A 17,411-nucleotide genomic window follows, 5' to 3' on the forward strand; every position below is an offset into this window, starting at 1 on the left:
TGCGCCGCGGCGAGGCCCCGCCGGCGCGCCGGGCGCGCGGCGGCCCGCCCGGTGACGCCGACGACTTCGAGCTGCTCGCCGCCGACCTGGCCCGCGCCCACGACGGGGCCGTCACCGCCGTCGTGCAGGCCGCACAGCTGTCCAGCCAGACGGGCAGCGAACAGAAGCTGGAGGTGTTCGTCAACCTCGCGCGGCGCCTGCAGTCCCTGGTGCACCGCGAGATCTCGATCCTGGACGAGCTGGAGAACGAGATCGAGGACCCGGACCTGCTCAAGGGCCTCTTCCACGTCGACCATCTCGCCACCCGCATCCGCCGCCACGCGGAGAACCTCGCCGTCCTCGGCGGCGCCGTCTCACGGCGGCAGTGGAGCAACCCGGTCTCCATGACCGAGGTGCTGCGCTCCGCGATCGCCGAGGTCGAGCAGTACTCGCGGGTCAAGCTCGTGCCGCCCGTGGACGGCGAACTGCGCGGTCACGCCGTCGCCGACGTCATCCACCTGCTCGCCGAACTGGTCGAGAACGCCACGGTGTTCTCCGCCCCGCACACCCAGGTGCTGCTGCGCGCCAACCTCGTCACCTCGGGACTCGCCGTCGAGGTCGAGGACCGCGGCCTCGGCATGCCCGCCGAGGAGACGGGCCGGATGAACGCGCTGCTCGCCGACCCCGACCAGGTCAACGTCGGCCGCCTTCTCGCCGACGGCCGGATCGGTCTGTTCGTCGTCTCCCAGCTGGCCCGTCGGCACGGCATCCGGGTCCGGCTGCAGAGCAACATCTACGGCGGCGTGCAAGCCGTCCTCGTCGTCCCGCAGGCGCTGCTGGGCTCCGCGCCCGACCTCCCCGGGGCGGGGTCCCGAGGACCGGACAGCGACGGCGGCGGCCTGTCCCTCGTGCCCGGACCGAGCCCGCTCGCCGTGGCCCCGGGCCGGCCCACCCTGCCGCCGGCCTCTCGCCCCCCGACGAACGGCACCGGGTCGCACGCCACGATCGAGGGCGGCCGCACCACCGACCCCGCACGCCCGCACCTCCCGCAGCACACCGGCGCGGGCCACCACCCGGCGCCGGCGCACCGGCTCCCGGGCGACCTGCCCGCACCCGTCGGCCGGCAGGAGGCCGGTGACACCGACGGAGCGGGACTTCCCTCGGCAGCGGCGACCGGTGAGGGGGCGCCGGCGCACGCGCGGGACGGCAGCGACGGCGCGGGCCGCTCGTTCGGCGTCGCGCACGTGCCCCAGCTCCCGTCGCCCGGTCCGTCGGGCGGATCGCCGCGAGCCTGGGACGCGGCCGACGCCCACCCGTCGTCCTCCTCCCCTCCATCGGTCCCCTCGTCCCTCTCCTCGCGGACGCAGGGCGCCGCTGACCCGGTCCAGCACGGTTCGCAGCCGCCGGACGAGCAGCGTGCGAACGGCGGCCGACCGGCGCCGCTGCCCGTCCGCGGCGCGCGCGAGACACGGCCCAACCCGGCCGAGGCACCCCCCGGCATCCGGCACGGCGACCGCCCCGCCGTCGAGGAGCACGCGGGCCTCGCGCCCACCCCGCGCGTCGGTCCGGTGCGCGGAACCATGGGCAGGCCCCAACTGCCCCGCCGCCGGGCGCAGGAGCACCTCGTGCCCCAGCTGCGCGGCGGCCCGGCCCCGCGCCAGGACACCGAACAGCCCGCGGGTCACGACCCCGGCCTGATGGCGGCGTTCCAGCGGGGCATCGGCCTGGCCGAGGCCCAGCAGAGCCTGGAGGCGGACGTAGTGGAACCGTCCCCGCATCCCGTGCCCGGCGAACCGCAGGCCCCCACGCGGCCGCCGTCCCCCTCGTTCCCGACCTCGGACCCGACCTCGGCCCCGGTGTCGCCCCCGTCCTCGTGGTCCCTGAACCCGGCGTCGTTCCCCCCGCCCGCCGCGTCGGCGCCCTCGAACCCGCCCGGCCCTTCGGGAGCGGTCCCGCTCCTGCCGCCCCTGTCGCCGTCCAGCGACGTCGGCCCGACGCACCGGAGCGGGATATCCGCTCCGCGTCCCGGGCACGCGGCCTCGCCGCCCGAGGCGTACGGCGCCCGCGACGGACGGGGCCGGCCCGGCCCCGACCGGACCACCGCCCGGCACGACGGGAGCGCACCGGCCGGATGACCACCGCGAGCATCAACACCCCCACCCCCAGCGCTCCCGCAGACCTTCGTACCCCAAGGAGTCGATCCACCATGGCGAGCGATGCGCCGACCGGCCAGGTATCCGATCTCGACTGGCTGATGAGCGGCCTCGTGCAGCGCGTACCGCACACCACGAGCGCGGTGCTGCTCTCCTGCGACGGGCTCGTGAAGTCGGTCCACGGCCTGGACCCCGACAGCGCCGACCACATGGCCGCGCTGGCCTCCGGCCTGTACTCCCTCGGCCGCAGCGCCGGCGTCCGGTTCGGCGACGGCGGGGACGTACGGCAGGTCGTCGTCGAACTCGACTCGACGCTGCTGTTCGTCACCACCGCCGGATCCGGCACCTGCCTCGCGGTGCTCGCCGGGCGCGAGGCCGACGCGGCCGTGCTCGGCTACGAGATGTCGATGCTGGTCAAGAGCGTCCGGCCGTATCTGATGACCGCGCCCCGGCAGCACGCCGAACCCTCGGTGATGGGACCTTGAGCGTGGCGGCGGCCGGCGACGGGCCCTGGCTCGACGACGCGGCCGGGCGGCTGGTGCGCCCGTTCACGGTCAGCAACGGCCGGACCAGGCCCAGCGTCGCCCTGGATCTCATGTCGCAGGTGAGAGCCACGGGGGCGGCCCCCCTCGGGTATCTCGGGCCCGAGCACGCGCAGGCGCTCGTCCTGACCCGCGCGCCCGTGTCGGTCGCCGAGATCGCGGCCCATCTGAAGCTGCCGGCGGCGGTCACCAAGGTGCTGCTGTCCGACCTCCTCGACTGCGGGGCGCTGACCACCAAGCCCCCCGAGTTCCACCACACCCCCACCGACCGGGCCCTACTGGAGGCAGTGCTCGATGGACTACGACGACAGCTCTGACCGCGCCGCATACGACAGGTACGGCGACAGCCGCGCCTATGGAGGACACGACGACACAGGCCCGGATCCCTTTCCCACCGCCCTGAAGATCCTGGTCGCGGGCGGGTTCGGGGTCGGCAAGACGACCTTCGTCGGCGCCGTGAGCGAGATCGCGCCGCTCAGCACGGAGGAGCTGCTCACCACCGTCAGCGCCGCCACCGACAACCTCGACGGCATCGAGAACAAGGTCGAGACGACCGTCGCCATGGACTTCGGCCGCATCACGCTCGACCCCCGGCATGTGCTCTACCTGTTCGGAACCCCCGGCCAGGAGCGGTTCTGGTTCATGTGGGACGAGCTGTCCGAGGGCGCCCTCGGCGCGGTCATCCTCGCGGACACCCGCCGACTGGAGGAGTGCTTCGCCGCCGTCGACTTCTTCGAGGAGCGCGGACTCGCCTTCATCATCGCCGTCAACGAATTCGACGGATCCCACCGCTACGACCCCGAGGAGGTGCGCGCCGCCATCGACCTGGACCCGTCCGTCCCCGTCGTGCGCTGCGACGCGCGGATCTCCGCCTCCGGCGTCCAGACCCTGCTCACCCTCGTCAAGCACCTCATCGCCCATGCGCCGGCCGCACCCCAGCCGAGCCGCGGCGCCCACATGTGACGCCCGCATCCCACGCCCCCGGAGCCGCAAATGACGTACGTCCACAGTGACGGAGCCCGGCCATGAGCTACGACCCGCCGCGTCCGGCCGGTCGTCTGCTGCTCACGCCGGAGGACAAGGAGGCTCCCGCCCGGGCGCGCAGGCTGCGCCGACTCGGCCTCGGGGAATGGCCGGAGGCCGCCCTGGACGCCTTCGCGGACCGTCTCGCCGAGGTGGCCGCGGCGCCCTACGCCATGGTCAACTTCCTCGACGAGGAACGGCAGTTCTTCGCCGGGCTGCACACCCCGCAGGGCGGTCGGGCCGCCCGGGGCGGCAAACCCGAGATGGGCCGCCGGCTGCCCCGCGAGTACGGCTACTGTCCGCACGTCGTGGTGCGGCGCAAGGCGTTGGTCCTGGAGGACGTGGCCGACTACCCGCGCTTCGCGGGCAACCCGGTCGTCGACGAGTACGGCATCCGCAGCTACCTCGGCGCCCCGCTCATCGACTCGACCGGTATGGCGCTGGGCACGGTGTGCGTCGCCGATCTCACGCCCCGGCCCTGGGGCAGGGCGGGCCTGGAGACCATCAAGGCGACGGCCGCCGATCTCGCGGGACAGCTGCAGCGCCGGGAGCGCGAGAGGGCGGCGCCGTGAGCGCGCGGGGGCGCGCCCGGACCGCGAGCGGGCGGACCGGGAGGCGTCAGAGGGCCTGCCACATGTTGTCGAAGCCCGCGTCCTCGATGGACCGTCGTTGCCGTACGGCCTGCAGTTCGGCCAGCGCGTCGCCGGTCGACGCCAGCACCGTCACGACCGCCTCGTCCAGCGGCCCGGGGAACCCCTCGGACGGCTCCTCGCGCAGACTGAGGGCCGTGGCCAGCGTGGCGAGGACCGGCTCGTCCGACGCCCAGCGTGCGGTGGCGCGGCGATGCGCGGGCGAGTCGACGGGTGTCATCGGCGCGGACCGGGCGACGAGCAGCCGGGCGCGCGGCCGGGCGACCAGTCCGTCCGCCGCCAGCCGGGCGGCGTAGGCGGCCGCCAGCTCGCGGCCCCGGCGCCACAGCCAGTCCTCGACCGACTCGTACGGCTCCGTGCGCACGAACGAGGACTCGGCCTCGGCCAGAAGGGGGTCCTGCGGCCTTGTCGGCGGCCGGGGCACGATGAGGTCGCCGTCCAGGACGAACGCCCCCGCCCTGACCAGATCGACCGCCTCCGCGCCCGCGAGGGCGAGCGACAGATCCCCCTGCCCGACATCGCGCAGGGGCGGCACGTCCAACGCGACGATCATCAGATCCCGTGCTGTCGTCATCGGGGCTCCCCATCGGTCGGTCGCAGCGAGGCCGCTCGGGTGGACCGGCCGGTCAGCCGGTCGGCCCGGTGCGGGTTGCGGTCCAGGGTGGCACGCCCCAGCGTGGTGTGCGAGAAGCCCGCCCCGGTGGTGAACCACTCGTGTGAAGCAGAGCTGTGGCGGTGCTTAAGAAAAGCTCGATGGACCCGGCCGGGTCGAGTGCGGCAGATTGCTCGGCGAATCCACACGTCTTCCCGGATGCGGGGCGCTTCGGCCTGCTCGCGCCCGGGCCCTCACCACAGGAGCCGTTGCGTTGAAGGCGCTCGTCAAGGAGAAGGCGGAACCCGGGCTGTGGCTCGCGGACGTCCCGGAGCCCGCCGTCGGCCCCGGCGATGTGCTGATCAAGGTGCTCCGGACCGGCATCTGCGGCACCGACCTGCACATCCGTTCCTGGGACGGCTGGGCGCGGCAGACGATCAGCACGCCCCTGGTGCTCGGGCACGAGTTCGTCGGCGAGGTCGTCGACACCGGCCGGGACGTGCCCGACATCGCCGTGGGGGACCGGGTCAGCGGCGAGGGACACCTCGTGTGCGGGAAGTGCCGCAACTGTCTCGCCGGGCGGCGCCATCTGTGCCGGGCCACCGTCGGCCTCGGCGTCGGCCGCGACGGCGCCTTCGCGGAGTACGTCGCCCTGCCCGCGTCCAACGTGTGGGTGCACCGGGTCCCGGTGGACCTCGACGTCGCGGCGATCTTCGATCCGTTCGGCAACGCCGTGCACACCGCCCTGTCCTTCCCGCTCGTCGGCGAGGACGTCCTGATCACCGGCGCCGGTCCGATCGGGCTGATGGCCGCCGCCGTGGCCCGGCACGCCGGGGCCCGCAACGTCATGGTCACCGACGTCAGCGAGGAGCGGCTGGAGCTGGCCCGCAAGATCGGCGCCAGTCTCGCGCTGAACGTGTCGCAGGCGTCCATCGGCGACGGTCAGCGGGAACTGGGACTGCGCGAGGGTTTCGACATCGGCCTGGAGATGTCCGGCAGGCCGGAGGCGATGCGCGACATGATCGCCAACATGACGCACGGCGGCCGGATCGCCATGCTGGGGCTGCCCGCCGAGGAGTTCCCCGTCGACTGGTCCCGGATCGTCACCTCCATGATCACGATCAAGGGCATCTACGGCCGGGAGATGTTCGAGACCTGGTACGCGATGTCGGTGCTGCTGGAGGGCGGTCTCGACCTCGCGCCCGTGATCACCGGCCGGTACGGCTACCGCGACTTCGAGGCGGCCTTCGCCGACGCGGCGAGCGGCCGCGGCGGCAAGGTCATCCTCGACTGGACCGCGTAAGACACGTCGGTTTCTCGCGTTTCCCGCATTTCTTAGGAGCCTCCTGATGTTCGACTCCGTGCGCGACGATCTGCGCGCCACCCTCGACGAGATCCGCGCCGCCGGTCTGCACAAGCCCGAGCGCGTCATCGGCAGCCCGCAGTCGGCCACCGTCGCCGTCACCGCCGGCGGCCGGCCGGGCGAGGTCCTCAACTTCTGCGCCAACAACTACCTCGGCCTCGCCGACCACCCCGAGGTGATCGCCGCGGCCCACGAGGCCCTGGACCGCTGGGGCTACGGCATGGCGTCGGTGCGCTTCATCTGCGGGACGCAGGAGGTGCACAAGGAGCTGGAGGCGCGGCTGTCGGCCTTCCTCGGCCAGGAGGACACGATCCTGTACTCCTCCTGCTTCGACGCCAACGGAGGGGTCTTCGAGACGCTCCTCGGCCCCGAGGACGCGGTCATCTCCGACGCGCTCAACCACGCCTCCATCATCGACGGAATCCGTCTGTCCAAGGCCCGCCGCTTCCGCTACGCCAACCGCGATCTGGCCGACCTGGAACGGCAGTTGAAGGACGCGTCCGACGCCCGTCGTCGGCTGGTCGTCACCGACGGCGTGTTCTCCATGGACGGTTACGTGGCGCCCCTCGCCGAGATCTGCGACCTCGCCGAGCGCTACGACGCGATGGTCATGGTCGACGACTCGCACGCGGTCGGCTTCGTCGGTCCCGGCGGCCGGGGCACACCCGAACTGCACGGCGTGATGGACCGCGTCGACATCATCACCGGCACCCTGGGCAAGGCGCTCGGCGGCGCGTCCGGCGGCTATGTCGCCGCACGCGCGGAGATCGTCGCCCTGCTGCGCCAGCGCTCGCGCCCGTACCTGTTCTCCAACACCCTCGCCCCGGTCATCGCGGCCGCCTCGCTCAAGGTCCTCGACCTGCTGGAGTCGGCCGACGACCTGCGCGTGCACCTCGCCGAGAACACCGCCCTGTTCCGCCGCCGGATGACGGACGAGGGCTTCGACGTCCTGCCCGGCGACCACGCCATCGCCCCCGTGATGATCGGCGACGCGGCGAAGGCGGGCCGGATGGCCGAGCTGCTGCTGGAACGCGGGGTGTACGTGATCGGCTTCTCGTACCCGGTGGTGCCGCAGGGACAGGCCCGCATCCGGGTCCAGCTGTCCGCCGCGCACTCCACGGACGACGTGAACCGGGCCGTGGACGCGTTCGTCGCGGCGCGGGCCGAACTGGGGGAGGCGGGGCCCGCGGCGGTCTGAAGCGCCGACGGTCCGAACGGCCCGGACATATTGCGATAATCGGTCCCATGATCGAAGCGCGGCGGCTCCACATCCTCCGTGCGGTGGCCGACCACCGCACCGTGACGGCGGCTGCCGCCGCGCTGTACCTCACCCCGTCCGCGGTCTCCCAGCAGCTGACGGCGCTGGAGCAGGAGACCGGCCACCGGCTCGTCGAGCGCGGCGCCAAGGGCGTACGGCTCACTCCGGCCGGCGAGATCCTGCTCGCGCACACGCACGCCGTCCTCGCCCAGCTGGAGCGGGCCGAGGCCGAGCTGGCCGCCTACAGCTCCGGCGCGGCCGGCACGGTCACGGTGGCCGCCTTCGCGACCGGGATCGCGCTGGTCGTGGCCCCCGCGGTGGCCCGGCTCGCCCGCACCGCCCCGGGGATAAGGATCCGCGTCCAGGACGCCGAGGGCGACGCCAGCCTGCCGATGGTGCTCGACCGCCAGGTCGACGTCGCCGTGGCGGTCGAGTACCGCGGCGCCCCGGCCGCCGACGACCCGCGCCTCGTGCACGTGCCGCTCTACGCCGAGCCCTTCGACGCGGTGGTGCCCGTCACGCACCGCCTCGCCGACGCTCCCGAGGTCCCCCTCGCCGAGCTGGCCAAGGACTGCTGGATCGGCCCCTACCCCGGCAACCCCTGCCATGACGTGGTCGTCCTGGCCTGCGAGAGCGCCGGTTTCCAGCCCCGGCTGGAGCACTCCTCGGACGACTTCCGCGCGGTCGTCGCCCTGGCCTCCGCGGACGCGGGCGTGGCGCTCGTCCCGCGTTCGGCGCTGCGCGGCATGGACCTCACGGGCGTGGTGGTACGCCCGGTCGACGGTGTGGCGCCCACCCGGCGGGTCTTCGCCGCCGTGCGCCGGGGCTCCGAGGAGCATCCGCTGATCCGGCCGGTGCTCCGGTCGCTGCGCGAGGCGGCCCGGGTGTGAGGCTTCCACAACCCCGGACGACGTCGACGCGCGGCCGGCCGCCGGTCCGGCCGCCCGCCTGACCGATCTGCGGGGCCGAACGCGGCCGGTCGCTGGGGGAGTTGGCGCCGCGCGCAGGGATCAGCCGACCCACCCTGTCCCGCGCCGAGCGGGCGCAGACCAGTCCCACGGGCCCGCTCCTCAACCGCTTGTGCGACGCCGACGGGCGGACCATGTCCCGGCTGCTCGGCGAGGTGAGACGGCCCCGCGCCGCTGGTGCGCGCCGACGAGCAGCCCGTGCGGCCGGGAGGGTCGACACGGTACGCGGAGGAGCCCCGGTCGGCTTCCTCGCGTCCCTCGACCGGGCCGGGGCCGTCGCCCGGTGGCGCGGCCGGGCCGCGGAGGCGGCTGCGGGACGGCCCGCCGTCCGGGCGGCCCGGGACGGCACCGGGGCGTGGGAAGCGTCGGCCTGGCCTTCCCCGACAAGCCCGACAGCCGCCATCGCGCCGAACTCGTCCAGCTGATGGTCCACCGGGACGCCCGCGGGCGGGGTCCCCGCCGCGCCCTGCCCACCACGGCCCAGCGGGCGGCCGCAGCCGTGGGCGTCACCCTGCCGCCCTGGGCACCGTGACCGACAGCCCGGCCGAACACCACTACCGCACCGCCGGACGGACCGGGCAGGCGTGATCCGCGGCTACGCGGCCGGCCCGGCCGGGACGCTCCGCCCCACCACCCTGTACCACCGGCACGTCGCCGCCGAGTGACTGTCAGTGGCAGCCGCTACCGTGCGAAGCATGCCGGACGCCGAAGACGTACGCCGTATCGCCCTGTCCCTGCCGGACACCACGGAGAAGACCGCCTGGAGCATGCCCACCTTCCGGGTGGCGGGGAAGATGTTCGCCACGCTGCCCGAGGAAGAGACCTCCCTGGCCGTGCGCTGCCCCAAGGAGGAACGCGACGAACTGGCGCTCGCCGAGCCCGGCAAGTTCTGGATCGCCGACCACGAGGCGCAGTTCGCCTGGGTGCGGGCCCGGCTGTCGGCCCTGGAGGACGAGGAGGAACTGCGCGACATCCTCGCCGACTCCTGGCGGCAGGCGGCCCCGCCGCATCTGCTGGAGGCGCATCCGGAACTGGGCCGGCCCCCCGGAGAGTGACGGCGTCCCGGCACCCGGCGGCGGGGAGAAACGGGTGCGCGACCATCGACCCGAGTGCGGTATTGTTTCCATGCGCGCTCGGCCAGGGGAAACCCCAGGTCAGACGGGCAACGGGACGTGGCGCAGCTTGGTAGCGCACTTGACTGGGGGTCAAGGGGTCGCAGGTTCAAATCCTGTCGTCCCGACTGGAGACAGTCGCAGTTCAGGGCCGGTTTCGGAGACATCCGAAACCGGCCTTTGACCATTCCCGGGGGCCGGCGATGCTCCGTGACTGCATCACGCCGCCAGAACACGCTCGAGCGGCGCCCGGCCTGCGGGCCTCCAGGCCGGCTTGCCGCCCGGAAGGCCCGATCTCCGGCTGGCCCATAAGGACAAGGGCCGCCTGGACGCCGACCGGCTGCGGCGGGTATGCGCGGGACGGTCAGCGCAGCCCGCGCAGCTCGCGCAGTTCCTCCACCTTCGTCAGCCGTGCCACGGCGAGGTAGACGAGGCAGAGGGTGAGGAGGCCCGCGGCGAGGGCGGCGGCGTTCGGGAGGGTTCCGTCGCCGAGCCGGGCCGCGCAGGCCCGGTCGGCCGCCCACCCGGCGGCCGCGGCCAGGCCCGCCGCGCCCAGCAGCTTGGTGTAGGTGCGGCGCAGCGCGCCGTCGTCCAGCCGGCTCCCGGTCCGTCTGCGCAGCACCCGGGCGGTGAGGGCGAGACCGGCCAGATAGGACACGGTGTAGGCCCCGGCCATGCCGGTCACCGACCAGCGGTCGGGCAGCAGCAGATGACAGGCGGTGGCCAGGGCGATGTTCACCGTCGCCATCCACACCGCCATGAAGAACGGGGTGCGGGTGTCCTCGAACGCGTAGAAGCCCCGCAGGAGGAGGTACTGCGCGGAGAACGGGATCAGGCCGAGTCCGAACGCCTGGAGCATGTGCCCGATCGGCTGTGCCGAGGCCGCGTCGGCCGCGCCGTGCGCGAAGAGCAGGGCGGAGATGCGCGGGCCGAGGGCGAGGAAGAGGAACGCGGCCGGGACGATGACGACCCCGCTCACCCGCAGCCCGCGCGACAGGTCCGCCCGCACGTCCGCGATCCGCCCCTGCGCCACGGCGCGGCTCATCCGGGGCAGCAGCGCGGTCACCAGGGACACGGTGATCACCGACTGCGGCAGCATCCAGATGGTCTGCGCGTACGTGTAGGCCGTGTAGCCCGCGCCGGCGTGGGGCAGTTTCTCGTCGACCGCGTTGGCGTAGTTGGTGACCACCGTGAGCGAGACGAGGTTGGTCAGCACCAGCAGCAGGGTCCACTTGGCCGCGTGGACGCCGGATCCCAGGCCGGAGCCCCGCCAGTCGAACCGCGGACGCAGCCGGAACCCGGCGGCCCGTGCGAAGGGGACCAGCGCGAGGGCCTGCACCGCGACGCCGGCCGTCGTGCCGACGCCCAGCAGCCGGACCTGTGCGGCGGTGATGTCCTCCACCCGCTCCGGCACGGTCATCAGACCCAGGTACGCGCCGAACATGCCCAGCAGGACGACATTGTTGAGGACCGGCGTCCACATCATCGCGCCGAACCGCTCACGGGCGTTGAGGACTTGACCGTAGATGTTGAACAGGCCGTAGAAGAAGATCTGTGGGAGCAGGAACCGGGCGAAGACCACGGTGAGCCGGAACGCCTCGTGGGTCTGCGGGGTGTCGCGCATGTACAGCGAGACGATCAACGGGGCCGCCCACGCCGCCAGCACGGTCCCCACGCCGAGGACGGACACGACGAGGGTCACGAGCCGCTGCTCGTACGCCCGGCCGCCGTCGGCATGCGTGGCCCTGGCCCGCACCAACTGCGGTACCAGGACGGCGTTGAGCGCGCCGCCGATCAGCAGGGTGTACAGGCTGGTGGGCACGGTGTTGGCCGTGTTGTACGTGCTGGCCAGCAGGCCGGTGCCCAGGGCGGCGGCCTGGAGCACCTGACGGATCAGCCCGGTCGCCCGGGACGCGACCGTGCCCAGTGCCATCAGCGCCGAGGAACGGGCCGCCCCGCCCTTGCGCGCCGTGCGTTCCTCGATCTTCGGTTGTGTCGGGGCGCCCATCCGGTCAACCTACGTCATCGAGCTCGGAATCTCCGAACTCCCTTACCCGGCCGACTGGTTGGGGGTCGTCCAGGACGACGGCGGAGCGCGGCGGAGGTCGGCGGGGTCGGCTCGGCTCGGCGACGAGTTCATCGGCCCGTCGCCCGTGCGGCCCCTGGCGGCCCAGGCGAACTGTGCGGCGCGCCGACCGGGACCGGCCGCGGACCGGGGCCGCCGGCGGGCGTCGTCAGCGGCGGCGGACGCGGCCCTCTCGGGGCGGGCTGATGAACTGCAGCTCCAGCGTGGCCGGCGGGGCCGCGAGGCCCGGGCCTCCGGCCGTCGCCCATGCCAGGATCTCCTCGGTGCAGTCGTCGTCCATGGCGAAGCCGACCCAGGTGGCCCGGCCGCCCGCCCGGCGTCCGTCGGCCGAGGGCTGCACGACGATCACGTTCGCCTGGTCGCAGGGGCCGAGACAGTCCGTCGTGCGGACCTGGAAGCCGCCGCCCGACGCCGCCGCGGCCGCGCGCAGCCGCTCCAGCTGCCAGGCGTGGTCGAAGCCGGGGTGCTTGCGTGCGACGCCGCAGCAGCAGCCCCGGCACACGACCAGGGTGCAGGGCCGCCGGGCGGCCGCTCCGATCGCCGCCCGCCCGCCGGCCGTGCGCTGGGACGGCAACGTCACGCGTTCGGCCCGCCGGCCGGTCTTCCCGTCACCCATGCCGTTCAGGACGCCGAGAGGCCCACATGGGCCAGCGCCTGGCGCAGCAGGAAGCCGTGCCCGCCGGGCATCTCGCTCTGCACCGCGAGCGACGCCGCCTCCTGGGGGCTGAACCACACCAGGTCCAGCGCGTCCTGCCGGGGCCGGCAGTCGCCGGTGACCGGCACGATGTAGGCCAGCGACACCGCGTGCTGGCGGGGGTCGTGGTACGGCGTGATGCCCTGCGTGGGGAAGTACTCGGCCACCGTGAACGGCTGGAGCGAGGTCGGCACGCGGGGCAGGGCCACCGGTCCGAGGTCCTTCTCCAGGTGGCGCAGCAGGGCGTCCCGGACGCGTTCGTGGTGCAGGACCCGGCCGGAGACGAGGGTCCGGTTGACGTTGCCGTCCGGTCCGATCCGCAACAGCAGGCCGACGCTGGTGACTTCGCCGCTGTCGTCGACGCGCACGGGCACGGCCTCGACGTACAGGATCGGCATGCGGGCGCGCGCCATCTCGAGCTCGTCGGCGCTCAGCCAACCCGGAGTGGTTTCGGTCAAGTCAGACATTGCTTGATCATACTTTCAGTGTCCGTCGGGAAGCCGGTAGACCCGGCGGGCGTTGTCGGCTGCGGCCCAGCGGGCCAGGCGCAGCGCGTCGGGCAGGCCCAGTTCGTCGGCGTCCACCCGGTCCTGGAGCAACTCGCCCAGGCCCCTGCGGAACGCCAGCGCGCCGAGCCCGTAGAACTCGGCCAGACCATACGCGTCGGAGCTGTACAGCAGTTTGCGGAACGGTGTGATCTCCAGCGCCTCCTCCAGGACCGCCCGCGCTCGCACGGGACCGACGTGGTGCAGGGTGAGCCCCACGTCCAGATACACCTGCTCGAACACCGCGGCCAGGAAACCGGCCTGCCGCTGGTAGGGCCAGCAGTGCAGGAGCAGCACCGGGATCGTGCCCGCAATGAGGTGCAGCCAGTCCGTGAGATGCGTGGGGTCCACCCGGTGCAGGCGGATGTCGTGGTCGCCGAAGCCGGTGTGCAGTTGCAGCGGCAGCCCCAGGTCGACGGCGGTCCACAGCAGGTGCCGCATCAGCACCGGTTCGTCCAGCCGTCCGCCGCGCGCCAGCCAGCGCCGTGCGGCCCGGGCGACCTCGTCGTCCGAGGGGCGGGCCGGGTCGAGGTCGAAACCCGTGCGGTAGGCGGCCACCGACTTCACCGCGATCACTCCCGGCCGCCGGACCGCGTCCAGTGCGGCCGCCCGGAACGCGTCGGCGTATCCGCCGGCGTCGACGCCCCGCTCGGCGACGGCCTCGGCGACCGACTCCAGTCGTACGACCTCGTGGGCGACCGCCCCGCCGGCGGCCCCGGCCAGCTCCGCCACGGTGGTGACGCGGTGCGGGGCGAACCCGGTGTCGACGCAGAACACGCCCGTGCGGGCGGCCGTGAGGAACCGCCGGTTCACCTCCCGGGGACCGAGTTCCGCGCGCCGGGTCACGTAGACGTCGGCGGGGGCGTGCCGCTCCAGGTCGAGCAGGGGCGCGCAGTGCCGGCGCACGGCCACGCCCACCGGGGTGTCGAAGGTCGACACGCCGGGCCAGCGGTCGCCCTCGGTGAGCAGGGCCTCGAACCCGGGCCGGTCCAGGGGGTCGACGACGACGCCGTGGCAGTGGTGGTCCACCAGCTCCAGCCCGGCCAGCGCCTCGTGGACCGCTCCGCCGGCCATGTCAGTACTTCCAGCGGTAGGCCGCCGCCACCTGCTCGTCGTCGAGGCCGTCGACGGCTTCGATCTCGCCCTGCCGCACGGCCGTCACCGCGTCGGCGAGGACCGGCCCGAGCGCGGCCCGCAGCACCTCGTCCCCGCGGAAGGCGGCGACCGCCTCGGAGAGCGAGGTCGGCAGCCGCCGCACGCCCCGCTCGGCGGCCTCCTCGGCGTCGAGCCGGACCGGATCCCCTCGTGTCTCCTCGGGCAGGGCGGCGTCCGACGTCAGCCCGGCCAGCCCCGCGGCGATCAGGCAGCCGAGGGCGAGGTAGGGGTTGGCGGCCAGATCGACCGGCTTGACCTCCAGGTTCGCCTGCTGCGCGCGCCGGCCCGCGGTGCCCCGGACCAGACGCAGGGCGCACTCGCGGGTCTCCAGGCCCCAGGCGGTGAACGCGCCCGCCCACTGGGAGGGTCTGAGGCGCAGGAAGCTCGCCGGGCTCGGCGCGGTCACCGCGGTGAGAGCGGGCAGCCGGGCCAGGACGCCCGCCGCGAAGGCCTCCGCGGCGGCGGTCATGCCGTGCCGTCGCTCGCCGCCCGTGTGCAGGTTCACGCCGTCGCGCCAGGCGGAGAGATGGACGTGTCCGCCGTTGCCGACGCCGTGGGCGACGACCGCGGGGGAGAAGGAGACCCGCAGACCGTGCCGACGGGCCACCGCGCGGATCGTCTGGCGGACGAGCACGCTGCGGTCGGCCGCCGCCACCGGGTCCAGGGCGCCCACCGAGATCTCGAACTGGCCGGGCGCGTACTCGGGGTGGATCTGGTCGACGTCGACGCCCTGTGCCGCGCAGGCGGCCAGCAGCTCGGCGGTGTACTCGCTCAGCTCGACCTGCCGGGACGCGCCGTACGCCGGGCCCGTGGTGGCCGGGACGAACTCCCCGTCGGGCGCGGGGTCCAGGCCGACCGCCCACTCGATCTCGAAAGCCGCCTTGAAGTGCAGACCCTGCTCGCGGGACGCGTCCGCGACGACGCGCCGCAGGAAGGTGCGGGAGCATCCGGGATGCCGTTCGCCGTCCTGCGTGACGCGGTCGACCGGCGCCCAGGCCCAGCCCGGCTGGCCCGCCAGGACCACCAGCCGGTCCAGGTCCGGGTAGAGGCGCAGGTCGCCGTCCGGGGAGCCCAGGACGTCCGTGGCGACGACGGTGTCGTTCGCGAGGAACGTGTCGAACACCGGCGACATCCCGACGCCCCAGGCCGCCGCCGAGGGCAGGGCGGCCGTGGGGACCGTCTTCACCCTGGCGATGCCCGCGGTGTCGACGTAGGCCAGGACGATTCCGTGGACGCCTCTCCCGGTCAGCTCCCCGGACAGCGCGCCCGCCCGCTCGACGTCTCCGGGACGCCCGCCGGGCACGGGATCGGCGAGGGTGGTCATACGTCCTCCACAGCGGTGCGATCGGTGCGCCCCGGGGCCCGGCGGGCCGGACGGGCGGGAGCGCGTGCCGGACGTGCGTCAGGGTTTCACGGCCACCGCGCCGTACTGCGGCACCACCGCGAGGGAGTCGGCCTCCCCGCGCCAGCGCGAACACGACACCAGGCCCGGTTCCAGCAGCTCCAGGCCGTCGAAGAACGCGGCGATCTCCGCGCCGCTGCGGGCGGTGATCGGCGGCTTGGCGTTCTCGTTCCAGAACCTCATCGCCGGGATCTGGCCCTCGCCGCCCACCTCGCTGTCGTGGGTCGGGTGCGTCAGGACCAGGAAGCTCCCGGAGGGGACGTCGGCCATGACCTTGCGGACGATGTCGCGGGCCGCCTCCACGTCCAGGACGAAGTTCAGGATGCCCAGCATCATCACCGCGACGGGGCGGGTGAAGTCCAGGGTGCCCGCCGCGCGTTCGAGGATCGCGGCCGGGTCGTGCACGTCGGCGTCGATGTAGTCGGTGACGCCCTCGGCGGTGCCGGTCAGCAGGGTGCGGGCGTGCGCCAGCACGATGGGATCGTTGTCGACGTAGACGATCCGCGCGTCGGGCGCGACGCGCTGCGCGATCTCGTGGGTGTTGTCGGCCGTCGGCAGTCCGGTGCCGATGTCGAGGAACTGCCGCACCCCGCGTTCCTCGGCGAGGTGGCGGACCGCCTGCCCCAGGAACCAGCGGTCCGCGCGGGCGATCTCCCGGATGAGCGGGAACATCCCCGCGACGTGCTCGCCGACCCCGCGGTCGACCTCGTAGTTGTCCTTGCCGCCGATCCAGTAGTTCCACACCCGCGCGTTGTGCGCCACGCTGGTGTCCAGCCGTGCCGGCCCGCTCACGTGACCGCCCCTTCCCGTCCCACGTCCCGGCCCGTGTCGCGGGCCCCAGGCCGTCATTGTGCCGCCGGATGATCACCGCTGTCCCCGGTAGGGTGAAAAACCGCTGATCCCGTACAGGAAGCACGACATGCCCTACACCCACGTCCCCGGTCCGACCGCGCCCGAGCCGTCGGCCGACGGCGCCGACATACGCCTGGTCGTCACCGATATGGACGGCACCCTGCTCGACGACGACAAGCGGATCCCTGCGGGCCTGTGGGAGGTGCTGGAGCGGCTGCGCGAGCGCGGGGTGCTGTTCAGCCCGGCGAGCGGACGCCAGTACGCGTCCCTGGCCAGGGAGTTCGCGGATGTGGCCGACGGTATGGTGTTCATCGCGGAGAACGGCGCCTACGTGGTCCGCGACGGCCGGGAGCTGAGCTCCGACCCCGTGGACCCGGACGTGGTCGCGCGGGTCGTGGCGGTGGCGCGGCGGCTCACGGCCGACGGCGTCGACATGGGTGCCGTCGTCTGCGGGAAGCGGTCGGCGTACGTCGAACGCTCCGACGAGCCGTTCCTGGCCGAGGTGGCCAGGTACTACGTCCGCCACCGGGTCGTCGAGGACGTCGCCGCCGTCGACGACGAGATCGTCAAGGTCGCCCTGTTCGACTTCGGCTCCGCCGAGGAGCGCACCGCGCCGGCGCTGGCGTCCTTCGCCGACACCCATCAGGTCGTGGTCTCCGGCGAGCACTGGGTCGACGTCATGAACCGCACCGCCCACAAGGGCGCGGCCCTGCGCCGGCTCCAGCGGGAGCTGGGCATCACCCCCGCACAGACCATGGTCTTCGGCGACTACCTCAACGACCTGGAGATGCTGGACGCCGCCGAGTGGTCCTTCGCGATGACGGGCGCCCACCCGGAGGTCGTCCGCCGGGCCCGTCATCTGGCCCCGTCCAACAACGACAACGGCGTGTTGCGCACCGTCGTCCGCCTGCTCGACCTGCCGGTGGCCGGGGTCTGACCCGAACGGCCGGAGACCGGCTCCGCACCCCGGCCGTTCGTCCTAGGCTGCAGGGCAGGGCAGGGCAGGGCAGTGCAGGGCAGTGCAGTGCAGGAGAGGG

The 17,411-nt window shown here is 73.7% G+C and carries 17 protein-coding genes, 1 tRNA gene and 2 pseudogenes; 13 read left to right on the forward strand and 7 right to left on the reverse strand.

The window, feature by feature from the left end; all coding sequences use genetic code 11:
• From BG482_RS41710 to BG482_RS31710, 5 genes are all read left to right on the forward strand, one after another.
• The coding region (locus BG482_RS41710) for an ATP-binding protein (RefSeq protein WP_079142400.1) at positions 1-2,114 on the forward strand (2,114 nt) is incomplete at its 5' end.
• A 71-nt stretch (positions 2,115-2,185) separates the two neighbouring features.
• The gene (locus tag BG482_RS31695) at positions 2,186-2,617 is read left to right on the forward strand and encodes a roadblock/LC7 domain-containing protein (RefSeq protein WP_069772638.1); all 432 of its coding nucleotides are present in this window, start codon (positions 2,186-2,188) and stop codon (positions 2,615-2,617) included.
• A gap of 2 nt (positions 2,618-2,619) precedes the next feature.
• Positions 2,620-2,991, forward strand: coding sequence for a DUF742 domain-containing protein (locus BG482_RS31700; RefSeq protein WP_069772639.1), 372 nt, complete (start codon positions 2,620-2,622; stop codon positions 2,989-2,991).
• Positions 2,969-3,637 (forward strand): ATP/GTP-binding protein, encoded by a 669-nt coding sequence (locus tag BG482_RS31705; protein ID WP_256096538.1) that lies wholly within the window; start codon positions 2,969-2,971, stop codon positions 3,635-3,637. Before BG482_RS31700 ends, BG482_RS31705 begins: the two co-directional genes overlap by 23 nt.
• Before the next feature lie 62 nt (positions 3,638-3,699).
• Entirely contained in the window at positions 3,700-4,269 is a 570-nt protein-coding gene (locus BG482_RS31710) for a GAF domain-containing protein (RefSeq protein ID WP_069772640.1), read from the forward strand.
• A gap of 46 nt (positions 4,270-4,315) precedes the next feature.
• Here BG482_RS31710 and BG482_RS31715 read toward each other — a convergent pair whose 3' ends face one another.
• Entirely contained in the window at positions 4,316-4,921 is a 606-nt protein-coding gene (locus BG482_RS31715; RefSeq protein WP_069772641.1) for a GPP34 family phosphoprotein, read from the reverse strand.
• 292 nt (positions 4,922-5,213) lie between these two features.
• Here BG482_RS31715 and tdh point away from each other — a divergent pair, with 292 nt between their 5' ends.
• The 7 genes and pseudogenes from tdh to BG482_RS31745 all read left to right on the forward strand — a co-directional run bounded on the left by tdh (position 5,214) and on the right by BG482_RS31745 (position 9,768).
• Entirely contained in the window at positions 5,214-6,242 is a 1,029-nt protein-coding gene (gene tdh, locus BG482_RS31720; RefSeq protein ID WP_069772642.1) for an L-threonine 3-dehydrogenase, read from the forward strand.
• 46 nt (positions 6,243-6,288) lie between these two features.
• Positions 6,289-7,500: a glycine C-acetyltransferase gene (locus BG482_RS31725; RefSeq protein WP_069772643.1), complete on the forward strand. Its 1,212-nt coding sequence runs from the start codon at positions 6,289-6,291 to the stop codon at positions 7,498-7,500.
• Positions 7,501-7,547: 47 nt separating this feature from the next.
• A complete protein-coding gene (locus BG482_RS31730; RefSeq protein ID WP_069772644.1) occupies positions 7,548-8,450 on the forward strand; it encodes a LysR family transcriptional regulator in 903 nt (300 codons plus the stop codon).
• A gap of 101 nt (positions 8,451-8,551) precedes the next feature.
• Positions 8,552-8,608: pseudogene (locus BG482_RS46270) on the forward strand (hypothetical protein); the annotation flags it as partial.
• Positions 8,609-8,662: 54 nt separating this feature from the next.
• Positions 8,663-9,193: pseudogene (locus BG482_RS31735) on the forward strand (GNAT family N-acetyltransferase).
• A gap of 30 nt (positions 9,194-9,223) precedes the next feature.
• Complete coding sequence (locus BG482_RS31740) at positions 9,224-9,583, forward strand: MmcQ/YjbR family DNA-binding protein (protein ID WP_069772645.1); 360 nt, start codon at positions 9,224-9,226, stop codon at positions 9,581-9,583.
• A gap of 111 nt (positions 9,584-9,694) precedes the next feature.
• Positions 9,695-9,768, forward strand: a tRNA-Pro gene (locus BG482_RS31745).
• Between the two features lie 236 nt (positions 9,769-10,004).
• On the opposite strand, the gene murJ is transcribed toward BG482_RS31745, so the two are convergent.
• From murJ to BG482_RS31775, 6 genes are all read right to left on the reverse strand, one after another.
• Positions 10,005-11,648 carry a murein biosynthesis integral membrane protein MurJ gene (gene murJ / locus BG482_RS31750; protein ID WP_069772646.1) on the reverse strand — a complete coding sequence of 548 codons (1,644 nt, stop codon included), beginning with the start codon at positions 11,646-11,648 and terminating at the stop codon, positions 10,005-10,007.
• Positions 11,649-11,874: 226 nt separating this feature from the next.
• The gene (locus BG482_RS31755; protein WP_256096539.1) at positions 11,875-12,342 is read right to left on the reverse strand and encodes a (2Fe-2S) ferredoxin domain-containing protein; all 468 of its coding nucleotides are present in this window, start codon (positions 12,340-12,342) and stop codon (positions 11,875-11,877) included.
• 5 nt (positions 12,343-12,347) lie between these two features.
• Positions 12,348-12,887 (reverse strand): NUDIX hydrolase family protein, encoded by a 540-nt coding sequence (locus BG482_RS31760; RefSeq protein WP_107450828.1) that lies wholly within the window; start codon positions 12,885-12,887, stop codon positions 12,348-12,350.
• Between the two features lie 15 nt (positions 12,888-12,902).
• A complete protein-coding gene (locus BG482_RS31765; RefSeq protein ID WP_069772647.1) occupies positions 12,903-14,039 on the reverse strand; it encodes an amidohydrolase family protein in 1,137 nt (378 codons plus the stop codon).
• A gap of 1 nt (position 14,040) precedes the next feature.
• Positions 14,041-15,444 carry a glutamine synthetase family protein gene (locus tag BG482_RS31770; RefSeq protein WP_069772648.1) on the reverse strand — a complete coding sequence of 468 codons (1,404 nt, stop codon included), beginning with the start codon at positions 15,442-15,444 and terminating at the stop codon, positions 14,041-14,043.
• Positions 15,445-15,522: 78 nt separating this feature from the next.
• Entirely contained in the window at positions 15,523-16,371 is an 849-nt protein-coding gene (locus BG482_RS31775) for an SAM-dependent methyltransferase (protein WP_069772649.1), read from the reverse strand.
• Between the two features lie 70 nt (positions 16,372-16,441).
• On the opposite strand from BG482_RS31775, the gene BG482_RS31780 reads away from it, so the two are divergent.
• The gene (locus tag BG482_RS31780) at positions 16,442-17,311 is read left to right on the forward strand and encodes a Cof-type HAD-IIB family hydrolase (protein ID WP_069772650.1); all 870 of its coding nucleotides are present in this window, start codon (positions 16,442-16,444) and stop codon (positions 17,309-17,311) included.
• The last annotated feature ends 100 nt before the right edge of the window (positions 17,312-17,411 follow it).

This window comes from Streptomyces sp. LUP30 (genome assembly GCF_001746365.1).
Classification (GTDB): Bacteria; Actinomycetota; Actinomycetes; order Streptomycetales; family Streptomycetaceae; genus Streptomyces.

Coding starts and splice junctions, on each gene's coding strand:
- BG482_RS31695 (WP_069772638.1), top strand. CDS start 2,186: ATGGCGAGCGATGCGCCGACCGGCCAGGTATCCGATCTCGACTGGCTG.
- BG482_RS31705 (WP_256096538.1), top strand. CDS start 2,969: ATGGACTACGACGACAGCTCTGACCGCGCCGCATACGACAGGTACGGC.
- BG482_RS31710 (WP_069772640.1), top strand. CDS start 3,700: ATGAGCTACGACCCGCCGCGTCCGGCCGGTCGTCTGCTGCTCACGCCG.
- BG482_RS31715 (WP_069772641.1), bottom strand. CDS start 4,921: ATGACGACAGCACGGGATCTGATGATCGTCGCGTTGGACGTGCCGCCC.
- BG482_RS31725 (WP_069772643.1), top strand. CDS start 6,289: ATGTTCGACTCCGTGCGCGACGATCTGCGCGCCACCCTCGACGAGATC.
- BG482_RS31730 (WP_069772644.1), top strand. CDS start 7,548: ATGATCGAAGCGCGGCGGCTCCACATCCTCCGTGCGGTGGCCGACCAC.
- BG482_RS31740 (WP_069772645.1), top strand. CDS start 9,224: ATGCCGGACGCCGAAGACGTACGCCGTATCGCCCTGTCCCTGCCGGAC.
- murJ (WP_069772646.1), bottom strand. CDS start 11,648: ATGGGCGCCCCGACACAACCGAAGATCGAGGAACGCACGGCGCGCAAG.
- BG482_RS31755 (WP_256096539.1), bottom strand. CDS start 12,342: ATGGGTGACGGGAAGACCGGCCGGCGGGCCGAACGCGTGACGTTGCCG.
- BG482_RS31760 (WP_107450828.1), bottom strand. CDS start 12,887: ATGTCTGACTTGACCGAAACCACTCCGGGTTGGCTGAGCGCCGACGAG.
- BG482_RS31765 (WP_069772647.1), bottom strand. CDS start 14,039: ATGGCCGGCGGAGCGGTCCACGAGGCGCTGGCCGGGCTGGAGCTGGTG.
- BG482_RS31770 (WP_069772648.1), bottom strand. CDS start 15,444: ATGACCACCCTCGCCGATCCCGTGCCCGGCGGGCGTCCCGGAGACGTC.
- BG482_RS31775 (WP_069772649.1), bottom strand. CDS start 16,371: ATGACGGCCTGGGGCCCGCGACACGGGCCGGGACGTGGGACGGGAAGG.
- BG482_RS31780 (WP_069772650.1), top strand. CDS start 16,442: ATGCCCTACACCCACGTCCCCGGTCCGACCGCGCCCGAGCCGTCGGCC.